The following is a 17,493-nucleotide window of genomic DNA, read 5'->3' as shown; positions in this document are numbered from 1 at the left end:
AGGACTTCTCCTGCGAGACGCCTAATTAATGCGTGTAAATTAGCTTGCACCTTTCATATGGAAAAACTGATTCAAAAGACCGCATCGCATTCCAAGCTAGAAAAACGGAACCATCAAGCTTATCGAGCGCACGCAGCAAAGAATCAACATGGCCTTTCGCGCACGTTGTGCCGGGCCACACGAATCACTCCATCACCATCGATCACGAAAGTCGAACGAATCACACCCTCATAAACCTTGCCATACAACTTCTTCTCACCATACGCGCCATACAAACGATGCACAGTCAGATCGGCATCCGACAACAACGGAAACGTCAAATGCTGTCGGGCTACTGGCGAATTGATGCCGGCGTGATTGCTTCTTACGGTTTTTGGACTTCGTGCCGATATAAAGCGCGAATAGACGTCTGTTGAGGTCGGTCGGAGGGCTGTGAGCCATGGCCGGCCTCAACGCGTTAGATGGTCGTTAGAGGTTAGAAGACGCTGTAGCCGCCGTCTACGCGAATGTCAGTGCCAGTAACGTACGAGGACGCGTCGCTGGCGAGGAAGAGCACCGTGCTGGCAATCTCGTCATTCGTGCCGAAACGATGCATCGGCACGACCTCGAGCATGGCGTCGTGGCCAGGCATGTCGATACGGCCATTGAAAATTCCAGACCACACGTATCCGGGGGAGATGGTGTTGGAACGGATGCCATCTTTGGCGAGCGCTGCGGCAAGGTAACGTGAGTGTTCCATGATGGCCGCTTTGGTGGCGCCATACGCGTTCACCGGCGTCGGACTTCCCATCATGTAGTTCGCGTTGTGTCCGGACAGGGAGGCTGTGAAGATCAGTGAGCCGCCATGACCGTGTTCGCGCATGATTTCATGCGCGATGCGGCCGGTACGGTAGGTGCCGTTGAGGTTGATGTTGATGGTGCGCGTCCATACTTCTTCGGTGGCGTCTTGATCGTCGCCCGGTACGTTGACTCCGGCGTTGAGGAACGCGAAGTCGACGGTGCCCAGCTGTTCCACCAATTGTGTTTTGAGTTCGGCTACTTGTTCGACATTGGTGACGTCGCAGGTGAGCGCGATGACGTTGGTGCCGAAACGTTCGCTCATGTCTTTCGCCAGTTCGGTGAGCTTGTCTTCTTGGCTGGGCAGGTCGACTAGTGCGACGTCTGCTCCGGCTTGGGCGAGCGCGGCCGCCGCGTTGCGTCCTAGACCGCCTGCGGCTCCGGTGACGAAGCCTTTGCGGCCGCGCATTGAGAATTTGTCGAGTATCGAGTAGTTTGAATCCTCCCATTTGTCGAGGGGATAACGTTCGTCGAAGATTTGTTCGACGGTTTTCTCTGGAATCTTCGATGATTCGTCTGCCATGTTTCGCTCCTTTGCGTGATGGTGACCGCTTTTTTGGATGCGTCCGCGCATCATGTTTGGCGCATCTATGGACCACGTTTGCGGTTGCCTATATTCGTGCCTGCGGTCGTTCGACGTCCGTGCCGAACTAATCCGAGTGTAGCAAATAAAACGATGGCGGTGCTGTCAGTATTTGTCAGGTAAAACGTAGTGAGAAAACCGTAAGGTCAATATAAATTGAAAGGGGAGTGGTGATGACGGATTTGAAAATGTTTTCCAAGCCTGTGGTGTTCACGGATTTCGATGGGGTGCTCAACGCTTTTCCGGATGACAAGCTTTTGCGCAGGGGCGGCGTGAACAAAGTTATGACCTGGGCGAAGCCCGACAGTCCCTACGCGAAAATGTACAATCCTGAAAAAGCGTTCCACTTGGACGGCAACGAAAAAGCCCACACGCCCGTAGGCTCATGGCGCATCCACTGGTCCAGCGAACTGTCCGACGCCATGTACGCGTTGGCAGTTGACGGCATTGTGGAATTGTGGTGGCTGTCCACCTGGCAGCCATACTGCAGTCAGATTCTCGACCCGATGCTCGGCTGGGATCCCATGCTGGTCGATGTCATCACCTGGTACGATCCTGTCACCAAATGGGGACGTGAGACAGGCAAATGGCAGACCATCCAACGACGCGTACGCATCGAATGCGAAGAGAATGAACCCGCGCCGATCGTATGGATCGACGATGATGAATGCTTCGAACAGCGCGCGCAGCTCTTGGAGGAACTCCAGCCGAAAGCGCCGGTGCTTATGGTCCGTCCGGACTATCGTATCGGCATCAGCCGTCGCCAATGGAAACTGATCGATACGTTCGTGCACCATCCCGAACAGTTCGACACGGTCACGTTCGACATGGAACCAACCTGCAGGATATACGACATCCACCACGGTTTCTAGCCTAAATGAATTACCATGGGAGGATAGTCGAGCGGAATGAAGGAAGGATGGGGTTATGGCGGAACGTATCGTGGAGCGTCTTATCCGAGAGCGTGATACTCGATATGGTGACGGCATTTACACGACTACACAAATCCAGTTCGCATGGAATTCCAATCATATGGAAGGTTCCACCCTTACTGCCAAACAGACCGCGCAGCTATTTGCCACCGGTACCTATACCACGGATGGCAGCGAACAGGTCAATCCTGACGATGCGTTGGAAACCCGTAATCATTTCGCTGCGTTCCGTTGGATTCTCGACCATGCTGATGAGCCGGTGGACCGGGATATGGTCTGTCATCTGCATGCCATTCTCAAGCAGGGCACCAGACAGGTCTCCGACTCGCTTTTCAACGTGGGCGGCTACAAGACTCGGCCGAACTTTATTGGCAATCCTGTCACTCCGACAAGGACTGCGCTGCCGCAGGATGTTCCCGAATTTATGGACAGGCTGTTTGATATGTGCACGAAACTTGAGGATGAACCGTATCAGATCGCCCGTGTCCATTGGACGTTTGAGAAGATTCACCCATTTTCGGACGGCAACGGTCGAATCGGACGGCTTATCATGTTCAAGGAGCTTTTGCGTATCGATGCGTTGCCTGTCCTTGTCCATGACGCGTATCGTGCGGAGTACGTCAATGGCATCAGCAAGTTTCCGGACGAGCCAGGATGGCTGGTTGATACGCTTCTATTCGAACGGGACCTTTACCGGTCGCATGTTCTGAAAACGGATGCCGAGGCATTGCGTTACACGTATCATGACCAATGGAATATGGCTGAGCATCGGGTGGAACGAGATGAGGATCTGGAATTCGCCAAGCTCATCGACACGAAGGCCCAGCCGTTGTTCGATGAGGAGTATCAGCAGCGCGAACGGCTCCTATGGGGCGAATAGCGGTCCGACTGTGTTGTGGTGGTGGTTCCTCCTTCCAAACGTGACATGAACCGAATGTGCATTGAGATGTGCAATTTGTGCACATTGCGGTCGCCGGCCGTTCACCTTGGTGTAAGAAGGAATCAGCCTTCGGACTTTAGCATGAGGTGCAATGGCGCGTGTTGAATGCGCGCATACGAGGAAGTGAGAGCTGCATACATGCGTGTATTCGACTTCGATGGAACCATCTATGACGGAGAAAGCCTGTTCGACCTGTACCTGTTTTCGGTCAAATACAATCCGAAGGTATTGCGGTACATCGCCCCGGTACTGCGCTATGCCATCAAATACAAGCCCAAACGATTCCGCGAACTCTACGGAGACAACGTTCGAGTGGACGAATTCTACACAGACAGCCGATTCGACCAGCCCATGATCGACATGGCCCGACGTGCCTACATGGTCAAAGGCAACAAAATCCACCAAGTCAAATAGCCGGAAAGGCTGGAACGGAATACGGCGGCAAGGGCCGATCTTGACATCTCCCCTTCGGCATGGACGCCTTGCACGAGCCAGGATGGGCGTCGGTCGGTCATATTGCCGTATATGGAAAATACGACCGACCGCAAAAACAGTTAGAACGACACGCGCTTGGAATGGTTTACGGCAGAAACCTCGCACACGATGCCAACAACTACCGCGAAACACGCCTCACACACAACAAATAAATCAACCAAGCAACAGGCATCGTCAACATCAACACCGGATAAAACCACACAGCAGACAAACGCCCATACACCAAACCACCCACAAACGGACCAACCGACATACCCAAATCAATACCCGCATAATACGTACTATTCGCAATACCACTGCGCTCGCGACCGGCAATCACTACGGCCTGCGCCTGCGTGACTGAACTCATCAAGCCGTAGCCGATGGCAGTGAAGATCGCGGACAACAACAGCATCCAATCGTTGAACAGGAACGTCATGCACGCGAGCATCGCCAGCATGCCCAACGAGCAGACCGTAAGCCAAAAACGGAAGCCCTTACTATCAAACAGGTCACGCAACCCTAGCCTCAACACCAATAACGCGACCGCATAGAACATGAAAAACAGGTCGGCCGACACCGGCAGATGACGTGCCTCGATATAGTTCATTATGAACGATTGATTCGCGAAATACGCTATGGCGAACATCATGAACGTCAACGACAACGGCACCACGCGTGGTTCTAAAATCGAACGGATCGAAAAACGATGTTTTTTGGTTGTGCCAGCAGAACCGTCAATGTCTACGGTAGTGGAAGGATTCTCCGTTATGGAAGTCTGCTTTTTGCGTACCGGCTGTCCGCCATTCTTCACCATCAACGTGGCGATCAACATGATCGCCGCCAATACCAGCGAACTCAAAAACGTTAGCCGATAGCCGATGTACTTTTGCGCGCGAATACCGAATGCCGGGCCGACCGCCATGGCAAGCGCGTTCATCGTGCCGTATAATCCCATGCCGGCACCCATATGGCGAATCGGCAGCAGAAGCGACATCCACGTGGCCAAGCAGACCGAACAGCATGCGAAACCGACACCGTTGATCACACGCGCCATGATGAGCATGATGGGGGAGTCCGCGAAATAGTACAGCAGGCCTGCGGCGAAATAGAGTACCGTGCCAGCCGCCACAAGCGTACGCTTGCTGGTTCTGTCGGAAAGATTGCCTGCGATAGGGCGGCAGAACAATGAGATGAAACTCATCGATCCGGCCACCACACCCATCAGCATGCCGGACGCGCCCAACGATTCCGCATATCCGGCGACGATCGGATTGGCAAGCATGTTGCTCGACATGAAGCAGAAGGTCGCGAGCATGACCAACGCCATATCACGTGTGATGAGACGATCATGCTTATGTTGTGGCTGCTTTGGCTTGTTCGATTGTTGTGTCGATTGTTTCTGCTGCATTGATTCAGATGCGGATGTCGTTGGTGATGCCATGCTAGTTCGCCTCCGAGCATGCAACTGTAGCATCCTTGACGAAAACGACCGCCCGCGCATTGCGGACGGCCGGCGGTGACGAACTAACGGTTCGAAGGCGCGCTTCGTTTACAGGGTTTTGGCGGCCTGCTCGACGAAGTCTTCCATACCGTCGATATCAACGACATGGTCGAAACGCACATTGGCGGTTTCCAATCCACGCAATGCGGCTGGGGCAGTGGTACCGGTCGCCTCGGCAAGCACGTCCATGCATTCGAAATCCGTGCCGGAAGAGTCCAATCCCAAGGATTCGTTGACCACACGCGGGAACTTGTATGGGCTGGCGGTGCTCAACAGCACGCGCGGCGTCAGCGGATCGCGAGGCATCTGCTGCATCACGTAATAGCCGCACGCAGTGTGCGGGTCGATCACGTAATGGTTCTTGTTCCAACAATCCGCGATCATCTCACGCACCTGATCCTCATCGGCCCAGCCAGTGCCGAATAGGGAACGGATCTTGGCCAGCATTGGTTCGGGAACCTCATAGGCGCCCCATTGGTTCAGATCGTTCATCAGCATGGCAATCAGACGAGTGTCCTTGTCGGACATGTAATACAGCATGCGCTCCAGGTTCGAGGAAATGAGAATATCCATCGACGGGGAAATCGTCTGATAGAACGGGCGCTGACGGTTATACGTGCCGGAAGTCAGGAAATCGAACAGCACATTGTTCTTATCGGACGCAACAACCAGATGCTTGACCGGCAGGCCCAGCAACTTCGCATAATATCCGGCAAGAATATCACCGAAATTACCGGTCGGTACCACGAACTCGACCTCATCGCCAACATTGATGACCTGCTGTTCGAGCAGCTGCGCGTAAGCGGAGAAATAGTAGACGACCTGCGGCACTAGACGCCCCACATTAATCGAATTTGCGGAAGACAGTACCACATGTGAGCCGGACGCCAAGCGGTCGGCAAGCTCGCGGTCACCGAAAATTCGCTTGACTGCGGACTGTGCGTCATCGAAATTGCCCTTGACTGCGCACACGTTTACATTCGAACCGGCCTGTGTGCTCATCTGCAGTTCCTGTACCTGGCTGACCTTGCCTTCCGGATAGAACACGGTGATGCCCGTGCCCTCGGCATCCGCGAAACCAGCGAGCGCTGCCTTGCCGGTATCTCCGGAAGTGGCGGTCACGATCATGATTTTCTCGTTGTCGTCGCCGCCGGTCGGGGTGGTGCGTGCCATGAAACGCGGCAGGATCTGCAATGCGATGTCTTTGAATGCGGAGGTCGGTCCGTTGAATAGTTCCATCACGTAGTCATCGCCGAGCGGCTTGACCGGGGTGATCTTTTCGTCGGACCATTGCACGCCGTATGCCTCGCTGATGCATGCTTTGAGTTCGGTTTCGGTGAAGTCGGGCAGCAACACGCTCAGCACGTCGAATGCGATCTGCTGGTAGGACTTGCCTGCGAGGGATGCGATGTCCACGTGGGTTTCGCCCAGTGAGTCGGTTACGAACAGGCCTCCATCGTCGGCGATGCCTTTGCGGATGGCCTGCTTGGAGGTGAGCGAATCGGTGGTGCTGCGGGTGCTGTGGAACGTGGTCACTGGATTTCCTTAGCAATAGAACGGACAATAACGTCAAACAGTATTGAGTGTAGCGTTACGGGCGGGAAGAAACATGCTTGGCGTCCGTGGAATGGGATGACATGCAATTTGCAAATCGGCGATTGTTTCCTTCTTGTTTCGTGATTACTTCCATGTTTCGAAACGCCCTATTCCCCCGTATGATTTATGCACGTACACTTCATCGTTAAGCCCGCATGCTCGTACGGGCAACGTTTTATCCTCCAAGCCAAGGAGAGCTCAATGACCGCGTCGCCCCTCGCGCAAACCCCGAACGACATATTCAACGCACCCATTGCCGAAGCGGACCCCGAAATCGCCGAAGTGCTTAACGCCGAACTGTCCCGACAGCAAAACGGCTTGGAAATGATCGCCTCCGAAAACTTCGTGCCGCGTGCAGTGCTTCAGGCGCAAGGCTCCGTGCTGACTAACAAGTATGCCGAAGGCTATCCGGGACGCCGCTACTATGGCGGCTGCGAGCAGGTCGACAAGATCGAAACCATCGCCCGCGAACGCGCCAAGAGCCTGTTCGGGGCCGAATACGTCAACGTGCAGCCCCACTCCGGCGCACAGGCCAATGCAGCCGTCTACCAGGCGCTCGTCAAGCCGGGCGACACCGTGCTCGGCCTCGCACTCGACCATGGCGGACACCTGACCCACGGTATGAAGATCAACTTCTCTGGACGCTTCTACCATGCCGAAGCCTACGGAGTCAACCCCGAAACCTTCCGCATTGACCCTGAAATCATCCGCCAGCGCGCGCTCGAAACCCACCCTGCCATGATCATCGGCGGCTGGAGCGCCTACCCGCGTATCGAAGACTTCAAGGCCATGAAGGAGATCGCCGACGAAGTCGGAGCCAAGTTCTGGGTTGACATGGCACACTTCGCGGGTCTCGTTGCCGCAGGACTGCATCCGAGTCCGGTACCATACGCCGATGTCGTGTCTTCCACTGCTCACAAGACCCTCGGAGGCCCGCGCTCTGGTTTCATTCTTGCAAAGCAGGATTATGCCAAGAAGCTCAACTCCGCAGTCTTCCCGGGGCAGCAGGGTGGTCCTCTCATGCACGTCATCGCAGGTAAGGCCGTCGCATTCAAGGTTGCAGCCTCCTCGGAATTCAAGGACCGCATGCAGCGTACCCTCGACGGCGCCAAGATCCTTGCCGAGCGCCTCATGGCCGACGATGTCAAGAACAACGGCATCAGCGTCCTCACCGGTGGCACCGATGTCCACCTCGTCATGGTCGATCTGCGCAACAGCGAAATGGACGGCCAGCAGGGCGAAGACCTACTCGCACAATGTGGCATCACCATCAACCGCAACACCGTCCCGTTCGACCCGCGCCCGGCAAGCGTGGCCTCTGGCCTGCGCATCGGCACCAGTGCACTCGCCACCCGCGGCTTCGGTAGCAAGGAGTACGAAGAGGTCGCCGACATCATCGGCACCGCACTTGCGGCAGGCAAGGATGCTGACGTGGAAGCCCTCAAGGCTCGCGTCGACAAGCTCGCTGAAGACTTCCCGCTGTATCCGGGCCTCGACCAGATTCACTGATTCCATGCGAATAATGGTTGATCGAGAACGGTTCCGGATATGAATCTCTGAGGCCACGTGACATGTGAAATCGCGCCCTGCTCCCGACGCTACGACGAAATAATGGTCGAAGCTGCGGAACAAGGCGCGTTTTCGCGCTAATCTAGGAAATTATGACGAACCTACAAACCCAAGCCAACGCCATGGAAACCGACGTGCTCAACGAAGTGTGCGCCAAAGCCGACGCCGCACGAATCGCGCAAGCGCAACTCGCCCAAACCAACACGCAACGTAAAAACGAGCTTCTTAATGTCATCGCGGACGCACTCGACGCGCGTGCCGGAGAAATCGCCGCAGCCAACGCCATCGACATGCAGGAATCTGCTGAACATGGTATGGATGCAGGCAAACTCGACCGACTCAAATTTGACGTGTCCCGCGTCGCCGCAGCCGCACAAGGCGTACGCCACGTAGCCACACTGCCGGATCCGATCGGCGAAATCGTACGTGGATACCATCTCGACAACGGTCTACGACTCGAACAGACTCGCGTGCCCATCGGAGTGCTTGGCATGATCTACGAAGCGCGCCCCAACGTCACCGTCGACGTCGCATCGCTCTGCATCAAATCCGGCAATGCGGTGCTCCTCAGAGGCGGACACGCGGCCGAACGTACCAACGCAGCCATACTCGGCATCATCGCCGACGTGCTACGCGAATACGGATATGACCCCGCACTCATCGCATCCGTCGACGAATACGGACGCCAGGGTGCCACCGCCATGATGCAAGCCCAAGGTCACATCGACCTGCTCATTCCACGAGGGGGAGCGGGCCTTATTCAAACCGTCGTGCAAAACTCCAAAGTGCCGGTCATTGAAACCGGAGCTGGCAACGTACACATCTACGTCGACCAAACCGGCGACCAAAACAAAGCCATCCCCATCATCCTCAATGCAAAAACGCAACGTGTCGGCGTCTGCAACGCCACTGAAAAACTCCTCGTGCATCAGGGTATTGTCGAAACGTTCCTTCCGCAGGCCGCAGCCGCACTCGCTGCAGCCAATGTTGAAATGCATGCCGACGAGCGCGCTTACGAAATCATCGATAAAGCCGGTATCGACGGAGTGAAACTGATGCATGCCACTGACGAAGACTGGGATACCGAATATTTGGCATTGAAAATCGGCGTCAAAGTGGTCGACTCACTCAACGAAGCCATCGAACATATCAACCGTCATTCCACCGGACATACGGAATCCATCATTGCCGAAGACTATTCGGCCATCGAGGAATTCACCTCACGTATCGACTCGGCGGTGGTGATGGTCAACGCATCCACACGCTTCACAGACGGTGGAGTATTCGGTTTCGGCGCCGAACTCGGCATCTCCACGCAGAAAATGCACGCGCGCGGCCCCATGGGACTACGCGAAATGACCACGACCAAGTGGATCGGTTACGGAACGGGGCAGGTACGAGCATGAGCGAACGAAACGATACCAACGAAAACGACAGCCAGATGGAGGGAACAATGACCGACGTCAAGAATCCATGGAATGCGGATCTCAATAACCCATATCTGGGATTGAAGCTCGCCTCCGAACGATTAAGCATCGTGCGATACGTGTTCCTTGTGCAAATCGAGGACGGCATCGCCTCGGCGGCACAGCGTGCGTCGCTCGAATATGCCGACGCGGTACTGATTGGCTGGCCGGAAACTGACGCCGACGACGTGGTGGAACTCAACGAGGAGAAACTCAGGAACGTCGACGAGCAGATGCGTCTCATGGAACAGTACATCGCCAAATTCAGCGCTATGGAACGCGAACAGGATATCGATGGCATGACAGATACGCTGATTCGTGTCACCGAACGTGTGGCCGAGGTACGGCGTGCCTACCAGCCGGACTTCCTGTTGCCGACCTTCGCTGAAATCAGGCGTGTTGTGCAGGACGAGTGGGATGAGGATATGGGCAAGATCGATCCTGACAACGCTTCGCCCACGGCTGACAGCATCGGACGTGAAACCGCGGATGCCGATCAGGAACAAAAAAACGAGGATGCCTCATGACCGGACCGAAACGCATGCGGCCCGAATCCGCTGAAGCCGATTCCGAACTTGCCATCAGCTATGTGGTGGAACCGGAACGGCGCATGTCCGGCCTTTCCGTGGAATCAGCAGGTTTCGCGGTGGCCACGGGCCGACGTTCAGCGCGCGGCAACTGGCATAGCAGGCTTCGCATCGGCATCATGGGCGGTACGTTCGATCCCATCCACAACGGCCACTTGGTGGCGGCGTCAGAAGTGTCATGGGTGTATGACCTTGACGAAGTGATTTTCGTACCGACAGGACGTCCCGTATTCAAACTCGACAAGAACGTCACCAACGCGGAAGACCGCTATCTCATGACGGTCATCGCCACCGCATCCAATCCGAAATTCACCGTATCACGCGTGGACATCGACCGTCCGGGAGTCACCTACACCATCGATACGTTGCGAGACATCCGTGCGCAATATCCCGACGCGGAACTCTTCTTCATCACCGGAGCCGACGCGGTCGCGGAAATCATGCAATGGAAAGACGCCGACAAAATGTGGGATCTGGCCCACTTCGTGGCCGTGACCCGCCCCGGATACTCATCGCCAGAAGGGGCGAAACTGCCGGAAGGCAAGGTCGATACGTTGGAAATACCGGCGCTGGCGATTTCTTCGACCGATGTACGTCGACGCGCGGAACACGGGGAACCTGTTTGGTATCTCGTACCGGACGGCGTGGTGCAATATATTGGCAAGCACGGACTGTACCGGTAAATTTCAGGTGAACACGCGCTGATGAGACGGTCTGCGCGGATGGTTAATATGGGTCACGTCCACTTGACGCGAAAACAGACGTTTGGAGACATGGTGAGCGCAATCCTTGAAGGAAAGCCGGATAAAAACCTTATCCTTGTCACAGGCAGAACACATCCGAAACTGGCGGCGGAAGTCGCCGAACAACTCGGCATCGACGTTCTGGAAACCACAGCATACGACTTCGCCAACGGCGAGATGTACGTGCGCTACACCGAATCCGTGCGTGGCGCGGACGTGTTCGTACTGCAAAGTCACGCAGCTCCGATCAATCAGTCGATCATGGAGCAGCTCATCATGATTGATGCGCTCAAGCGTGCCTCCGCACGTTCCATCACGGCGGTCTGTCCACTGCTGGGCTATTCCCGCCAAGACAAGAAGCATCGCGGCCGCGAACCTATTTCGTGCCGCCTGATGTTCGACCTGCTGAAGACTGCGGGCGCCGACCGTATTATGAGCGTCGACCTGCATGCGGCACAGTCCCAGGGCTTCTTCGACGGTCCGGTCGACCATCTCATCGCTATGCCGGTGCTTGTTGACTACATTCGTGATCGTTTCGCCAACCAACTTGACAACGTAGCCGTCGTATCCCCGGATGCAGGCCGCATTCGCGTTGCGGAACAGTGGGCGCAGCGTCTTGGCGGCGGCCCGCTCGCCTTCGTGCACAAGACGCGCGACATCACCCGTCCGAATCAGGCAGTCGCCAACCGAGTCGTGGGCGACGTCGAAGGCAAGGACTGCGTGCTTGTCGACGATCTGATCGATACCGCTGGAACCATCGCAGGCGCCTGCAGCGTGCTCAAGAACGCCGGCGCCAAGTCGGTGACCGTTGTCGCCACGCATGGCGTGCTGTCTGGTCCAGCTGTCGAACGTTTGAAGAACAGTGGCGTCCGAGAGGTCGTGCTCACCGACACCGTGCCGATTCCTGAAGAGAAGCGTTGGGACGGTTTGACCGTGCTATCAATCGCGCCGCTTCTGGCCAGCGCCATCCGCGCTGTGTTCGAAGACGGCTCCGTGGCTGAACTGTTTGACACTTATCCGGAACACCACGGCCAGGGTTTCCTGTTCGCCTGACATAGGTGTGGATAGGTGCATTTGCGAGGTGCTCTCTCCATATGGAGAGAGCACCTCGCAAATTTTTTGTATTACGAATATTTCTTCTCGGAGTGCCGCTGAACTTTCTACTGCTGCGTTTTCGGATAGAATAAAAGCTCCTGCAGACTGATTCTGCAGGAGCTTTTATCCTAGCAGGCTCCCCCACCTGGACTCGAACCAAGACAAAGGGTTCCAAAGACCCGTGTGCTGCCATTACACCATGGGGGAACGGCAGAAACATATGTTTTCTGCCAAGTGTTCATTATGCCATATTCTTCGGACGCCGCATACCACGGGGTGTCGCGCGGCATCGTTACGAACTTTTGGAGAATCCCGATGCGGGATGGCTCTGCTGCGAACGGCATAGAGACAATTTTTAAAAAAGTTTTTTTGCCGAGAACTGACGTTATATGGCGTGAAAATGCCATAATACGAACATATGCAAACAAAAGCAATCAATATCTTTCAGAAAAATCTAAGGTGTCCATTTTTACTAAGATATTTTGAGATGAATTAGGGTGTGACGCTTGAGTGTGTTGTTTAATTGCATTTCCAACAAAAATCCACCCTATTCTTCAGTGTACAAAGGGTGAATAAATGCATATTTAGGGTGTTCTGTAATAGTTCGGGGTTTTGAGTTATCCACATATCCACAAAAGGCAAATGTTAACTTGACGGGGGCAATCTTTCATGCCTTAATAGTTCCTACACCCCCTCTCAACGATGAGTCGGGCAAAGAAGAAAGGTACCATTATGGATGGTTCATTTGAAAATGAAGTTCCGCCGCCGGCAGTTGACGGGACGGATTCGGCTATTCCGTCTTCTGGACTGGATGTGCTGTTCAATAAGAAAGGTGAGGATGATCCTGAAGAGCTTCCCACGGAGGAAGAGCTGACTGAATGGAAAAAACTGGTTTTTCCTTCCGGCCGAAAGCTTCCCACTTATGATGGGTTTCTAGATTCAGACCTTTTCGGTAGGAAAATTCCATTTCACTTTGTTCAGATTATGCCCGGGCCATGCGATGCTGAGTTTGCCTACTCCATGAGCATGTTTTCTGCGCGGCTACTTTGCAACATTGTTGATATTTTCCGCGGAAGGCAGAAGCTGTCGCTCGTGGAGAAGGTGTTGAGTGAAGACTACATGCGAAAGCTGAAGATCGCCTCCGCCCAGATCATAAGCCGGATGAAGAAGGACGCAAAAGTGTACGCCCAGCTCGGAATGCTTCCGATTACCGTCTATACCGTCGAAAGCTGGATGATCTCACCGACATGTTTCGAAAGCACTGTGCTGATGGGCATTGGAAGCCGGAGACTATGCGGCAATATGAAGTGTGTGCTCAAGGGATCCGCTTGGAAGTGCGTGACTGCTGATTTCGGCATGTGATGAAAAACGGCTAACTATTCAAAACCCTTGGAATTGGCTGAATTCAGCCGTTTTCAAGGGTTTTTCAGCGTGCCTTAAGTGCACTGCAACTATTATAGGGATTCATGTTGAGAGAATTTATACCAGAACCTGCGTATAGCACCACGGATGAGGATACCGTTTTCGCATTGCTCTCCAGACGTGCTGAACGTGATCCCGAGGATCTCATCGCCCAATGGCAGGACGATGAGACTCGTCGTTGGCATGACGTCACGGCTGGGGAGATGCTCGAACGTGTGCGTGCGGTCGCGAAAGGCCTTCTTGGCTTGGGGGTCAAGACCGGCAATATGGTGGTTATCTATTCGCCTACCTGCTACGAATGGGGAGTCGTTGATTTTGCCTGCGCCGCGATTGGAGCGGTAAGCGTGCCTGTATACGAGACCGATTCCGCCAAGCAGGCCGAGTCAATTGTCGAAGAAGTGAATCCGGTTATCGCTTTCGCTGGCGATTCCGCGCACACGCAAACGCTTGAGCAGATCCGCGAAGGTCACAGCAGCTTACGTTATGTTTTCAATTTCAAGGCGGATGGTCTCGATGCCGTTGCCGATTTCGGAGAGGGCGTCAGCGAGGACGCGCTTGATCAGGTGATCGCCAGAGTCAAGGCCGATGACATGCTCACCATTGTGTATACGTCCGGCTCCACAGGCAAGCCCAAAGGCGCCATGCTGTCTCACCGGAACTTCACGCATATCGTGTTGAACGGCTACATCATTCTCGACGAAATGCTGTATCAGCCGAATCGTCTGATGCTGTTCCTGCCGTTGGCACACTGTTTCGCCCGTTACATCCAATATGTTGCGATTGGCGGGCAAGGAGTGGTCGGCTATCTTCCGGGAGCCAAGCATCTGCTCGCCGATTTGCGTAGCTTCAAACCGACCTATCTGCTGGGAGTTCCCCGCGTGTTCGAAAAGGTGTACAACGCGGCTTCGCAGAAGGCCGGAGCTGGCATTCGGGGAAGGGTGTTCGCTAAAGCATTTGATCATTTTGTGCAATGGTCAAAGGACGAGCAGGAAATCGGACGTCATTCCATCGCGGCTCGCGCCGAACATTCGTTCTTCATGTCTGTCGTGGGTAAATCCATCCGCTCCGCTTTGGGGCCGAACATGAGGTACCTAGCCTGCGGAGGAGCTCCCCTGAACGTCGATCTCGCCCATTTCTTCAACGGTATGGATGATATTACCTTCATCCAAGGCTACGGTATGACGGAAACTGCCGCGCCGATGATCGTCAATTGGCAGAATGCCAACCGTGTCGGTTCGGTAGGCAAGCCTGGTCCCGGTATGGGTGTGCGGACCGACGATGATGGGGAACTGCAGGTGATGGGTCCTAATGTGTTCCTGGGCTATTACAAGAAACCAGAGTTGACGGCCGACGTCAAGATGGCTGATGGCTGGTTGAAGACCGGCGATTTGGGAACCATCGACGATGATGGCTTTGTGTATATCACGGGACGCAAGAAAGACATCATCATCACTGCTGGTGGCAAGAACGTCAGTCCTGCGCCCATGGAAGACATCATCAACACCTGCCCGATAGTGTCGCATGGTGTAGTGGTCGGCGACGGCAAACCATTCATCGGGGCCCTGATCGAGCTTGATCAGGAGATGGTCCGTTCTTGGCTTGCGCAGCAGGGACTTGACAGCAACATGTCCATGGGGCAGATCGCAAGGAACGATGCCGTGCGAGCGTTTATCCAGCAGTATGTTGAAAAAGCGAACGCGAACGTTTCCCGCGCAGAATCCGTACGCAAGTTCGAAATCCTCGAAGAGGAGTTCAGCCAGGAAAACGGCACGCTGACGGCGAGCCTGAAGGTCGTCAGACCAAAAGTGCTCAAACGGTATGAGAACATCATCGACAACGTGTTGTATGCTCCAAAACCATCCAACAGGCCATTGCCGAAGACGGTGCAGATCCTTGACCGCACTACGGAAACGGTCAAGCAGGCATCCGAATCCATGCGGCAGGCATCCGAATCCGTAAGCCCGAAGGTTCGGCAGGCATTTGATACCATGCAGGATAAAATCAAGAAGCAGTCCGAAGAAAATGACGGCGAGTCGTCGATGCCTGTGGGCCCATCGGAAACTGAGAAAACAACTATGATTGAGGAGAGATAGTTTTGGCAATACGTGAGATTCGAGTCGTACCTGATCCGGTGCTGCGCACTCCCTGCGACCCCATCAAGGAGATTACGCCGGCTGTGCGTCACCTGGTGCAGGATCTGCTTGATACCGTTGACGATCCGGGACGTGCCGGTCTGTCGGCCAACCAGATTGGCGTGGGCTTGAGAGCGTTCTCCTACAACATCGACGGCAAGATCGGATACGTGCTCAACCCTGTCCTTGAAGAAACCAGCGGCGAACAGTACGGGGATGAGGGGTGCCTGTCCGTGCCTGGATTGTGGTACAAGACTCGTCGTGCCGATTATGCTCGTGTGCGTGGCATCGATTTGGACGGTAAGACGGTCGTGCTGGAAGGACATGGCATTATGGGCCGCATGCTGCAGCATGAAACCGACCATCTGGATGGCCATGTCTATCTCGATCGTTTGGAGAAAGAGGAACGTCGTGAGGCGATGCGCTACATGCGCAATCACCGCAAGTAATTGCTGCCGTTTCGTTTAATATGCCGATCTGGGGTCACGTTTTTGCAAAAAGACGTGACCCCGTGGTATTTTGTGCCTTGTATGCCATCCGGTAAGGAACTGTGTCGTGAAAGTTCCAAGCCACCCAATATTGTCAACCGGCATACAACCAATTCGCGTCATGTTCGCGACGACCTGTGTCGGTCGGCCGGCGCCGTAAGGCTCTGGTTGCACGCAGGAACGCATGGCCAGGCAAGGAACCGACAAGAAAGAGGTAGTAATACCATGGCTCAGATCAATATGAGCGATATGCTGAAGGCAGGCCTGCACTTCGGCCACCAGACCCGTCGTTGGAACCCGAAGATGAAGCAGTTCATTCTCACCCAGCGCAACGGCATCCACATCATCAACCTGTTCAAGTCGCTCGACATGATCGATAAGGCCTATGACTTCATCAAGGCTACCGTCGCCCATAACGGCACCGTGCTGTTCGTCGGCACCAAGAAGCAGGCTCAGGAAGCCGTTTCCAATCAGGCTACCCGTGTTAACATGCCGTATGTTTCCGAGCGTTGGCTCGGCGGTATGTTGACCAATTTCCAGACCGTGTCCAAGCGCGTCTCCCGTCTCAAGGAACTCGAAGAGATGGACTTCACCGACGTTCGCGGCTCCGGCCTGACCAAGAAGGAACTGCTCCTTCTCGAGCGTGAGAAGGACAAGCTGGCCAAGCAGCTGGGCGGTATCCGTAACATGAACCGTACTCCGTCCGCCATGTTCGTGGTTGACGTCAACAAGGAAGCCCTGGCTGTCGAGGAAGCTCACAAGCTGGGTATTCCGGTTGTCGCCATCGTCGACACCAATGCTGATCCGGAGTCCGTCGAGTACCCGATCGCAGCCAACGATGACGCCATCCGTGGCATTGAACTGCTGACCAGCCTCATGGCTGACGCAGTGGCCGAGGGTCTGCTGGAGCGTTCCGGCAAGGCATCCAAGGCTGAAGGCGAAGCCGAGCAGCCGATGGCAGCTTGGGAGAAGGAGCTTCTCACTGAGGGCGCTCCGGCCGCTGACGCACCGGCTGAGGCCGAAGCTGAAGGCGAAGCCAAGGCTGAGTGAAAATATCCACTATGATGAGAGGTGTTGTGCCTCTCATCATATAGGGCATCATTATTTTCCAGAGGAGACAAATCA

The 17,493-nt window shown here is 54.9% G+C and carries 15 protein-coding genes, 1 tRNA gene and 1 pseudogene; 12 read left to right on the top strand and 5 right to left on the bottom strand.

Going from position 1 to position 17,493, the window contains the following annotated elements; translation table 11 throughout:
- Positions 1-25 precede the first annotated feature (25 nt).
- Both BBCT_RS05145 and BBCT_RS05140 read right to left on the bottom strand, forming a co-directional pair.
- A pseudogene (locus BBCT_RS05145) lies at positions 26-329 on the bottom strand (redoxin domain-containing protein); the annotation flags it as partial.
- Positions 330-475: 146 nt separating this feature from the next.
- The gene (locus tag BBCT_RS05140) at positions 476-1,360 is read right to left on the bottom strand and encodes an SDR family NAD(P)-dependent oxidoreductase (protein WP_021899007.1); all 885 of its coding nucleotides are present in this window, start codon (positions 1,358-1,360) and stop codon (positions 476-478) included.
- Between the two features lie 233 nt (positions 1,361-1,593).
- On the opposite strand from BBCT_RS05140, the gene BBCT_RS05135 reads away from it, so the two are divergent.
- The 3 genes from BBCT_RS05135 to BBCT_RS05125 all read left to right on the top strand — a co-directional run bounded on the left by BBCT_RS05135 (position 1,594) and on the right by BBCT_RS05125 (position 3,706).
- Positions 1,594-2,292, top strand: coding sequence for a hypothetical protein (locus BBCT_RS05135; RefSeq protein ID WP_003834687.1), 699 nt, complete (start codon positions 1,594-1,596; stop codon positions 2,290-2,292).
- 55 nt (positions 2,293-2,347) lie between these two features.
- The gene (locus BBCT_RS05130) at positions 2,348-3,232 is read left to right on the top strand and encodes a Fic family protein (RefSeq protein WP_003834689.1); all 885 of its coding nucleotides are present in this window, start codon (positions 2,348-2,350) and stop codon (positions 3,230-3,232) included.
- A gap of 198 nt (positions 3,233-3,430) precedes the next feature.
- Complete coding sequence (locus BBCT_RS05125) at positions 3,431-3,706, top strand: HAD family hydrolase (RefSeq protein WP_081450278.1); 276 nt, start codon at positions 3,431-3,433, stop codon at positions 3,704-3,706.
- Between the two features lie 199 nt (positions 3,707-3,905).
- On the opposite strand, the gene BBCT_RS05120 is transcribed toward BBCT_RS05125, so the two are convergent.
- Together BBCT_RS05120 and thrC are read right to left on the bottom strand one after the other, a co-directional pair.
- On the bottom strand, positions 3,906-5,210 hold the full coding sequence (locus BBCT_RS05120; RefSeq protein ID WP_231858042.1) for an MFS transporter: 1,305 nt from the start codon (positions 5,208-5,210) through the stop codon (positions 3,906-3,908).
- A gap of 108 nt (positions 5,211-5,318) precedes the next feature.
- Positions 5,319-6,806 (bottom strand): threonine synthase, encoded by a 1,488-nt coding sequence (gene thrC, locus BBCT_RS05115; protein ID WP_003834694.1) that lies wholly within the window; start codon positions 6,804-6,806, stop codon positions 5,319-5,321.
- Positions 6,807-7,067: 261 nt separating this feature from the next.
- Here thrC and glyA point away from each other — a divergent pair, with 261 nt between their 5' ends.
- The 5 genes from glyA to BBCT_RS05090 all read left to right on the top strand — a co-directional run bounded on the left by glyA (position 7,068) and on the right by BBCT_RS05090 (position 12,284).
- Positions 7,068-8,375 (top strand): serine hydroxymethyltransferase, encoded by a 1,308-nt coding sequence (gene glyA, locus BBCT_RS05110; protein ID WP_033513063.1) that lies wholly within the window; start codon positions 7,068-7,070, stop codon positions 8,373-8,375.
- Positions 8,376-8,527: 152 nt separating this feature from the next.
- The gene (locus BBCT_RS05105) at positions 8,528-9,841 is read left to right on the top strand and encodes a glutamate-5-semialdehyde dehydrogenase (protein WP_003834700.1); all 1,314 of its coding nucleotides are present in this window, start codon (positions 8,528-8,530) and stop codon (positions 9,839-9,841) included.
- Positions 9,842-9,876: 35 nt separating this feature from the next.
- Positions 9,877-10,428 carry a hypothetical protein gene (locus BBCT_RS05100; RefSeq protein WP_033513076.1) on the top strand — a complete coding sequence of 184 codons (552 nt, stop codon included), beginning with the start codon at positions 9,877-9,879 and terminating at the stop codon, positions 10,426-10,428.
- A gap of 14 nt (positions 10,429-10,442) precedes the next feature.
- The gene (gene nadD / locus BBCT_RS05095) at positions 10,443-11,171 is read left to right on the top strand and encodes a nicotinate-nucleotide adenylyltransferase (protein ID WP_167335215.1); all 729 of its coding nucleotides are present in this window, start codon (positions 10,443-10,445) and stop codon (positions 11,169-11,171) included.
- A gap of 90 nt (positions 11,172-11,261) precedes the next feature.
- Positions 11,262-12,284: a ribose-phosphate diphosphokinase gene (locus BBCT_RS05090; RefSeq protein ID WP_033501057.1), complete on the top strand. Its 1,023-nt coding sequence runs from the start codon at positions 11,262-11,264 to the stop codon at positions 12,282-12,284.
- 178 nt (positions 12,285-12,462) lie between these two features.
- Here the strand turns inward: BBCT_RS05090 and BBCT_RS05085 are convergent.
- Positions 12,463-12,533: transfer RNA gene (locus BBCT_RS05085), tRNA-Gln, on the bottom strand.
- A 525-nt stretch (positions 12,534-13,058) separates the two neighbouring features.
- Between BBCT_RS05085 and BBCT_RS05080 the strand changes: the two genes are divergently transcribed.
- The 4 genes from BBCT_RS05080 (at position 13,059) to rpsB (ending at position 17,418) form a co-directional block, all read left to right on the top strand.
- Positions 13,059-13,688 (top strand): hypothetical protein, encoded by a 630-nt coding sequence (locus tag BBCT_RS05080; RefSeq protein ID WP_128805878.1) that lies wholly within the window; start codon positions 13,059-13,061, stop codon positions 13,686-13,688.
- Between the two features lie 104 nt (positions 13,689-13,792).
- Positions 13,793-15,841 carry an AMP-dependent synthetase/ligase gene (locus tag BBCT_RS05075; protein WP_003834710.1) on the top strand — a complete coding sequence of 683 codons (2,049 nt, stop codon included), beginning with the start codon at positions 13,793-13,795 and terminating at the stop codon, positions 15,839-15,841.
- A gap of 2 nt (positions 15,842-15,843) precedes the next feature.
- Positions 15,844-16,329, top strand: coding sequence for a peptide deformylase (locus BBCT_RS05070; RefSeq protein ID WP_033513060.1), 486 nt, complete (start codon positions 15,844-15,846; stop codon positions 16,327-16,329).
- Positions 16,330-16,593: 264 nt separating this feature from the next.
- Positions 16,594-17,418: a 30S ribosomal protein S2 gene (gene rpsB, locus BBCT_RS05065; RefSeq protein WP_003834714.1), complete on the top strand. Its 825-nt coding sequence runs from the start codon at positions 16,594-16,596 to the stop codon at positions 17,416-17,418.
- Positions 17,419-17,493 lie beyond the last annotated feature (75 nt).

Source organism: Bifidobacterium catenulatum DSM 16992 = JCM 1194 = LMG 11043, from assembly GCF_001025195.1.
In the GTDB taxonomy this organism is placed as follows: domain Bacteria; phylum Actinomycetota; class Actinomycetes; order Actinomycetales; family Bifidobacteriaceae; genus Bifidobacterium; species Bifidobacterium catenulatum.
This window is presented reverse-complemented; position numbering and strand designations above follow the sequence as displayed.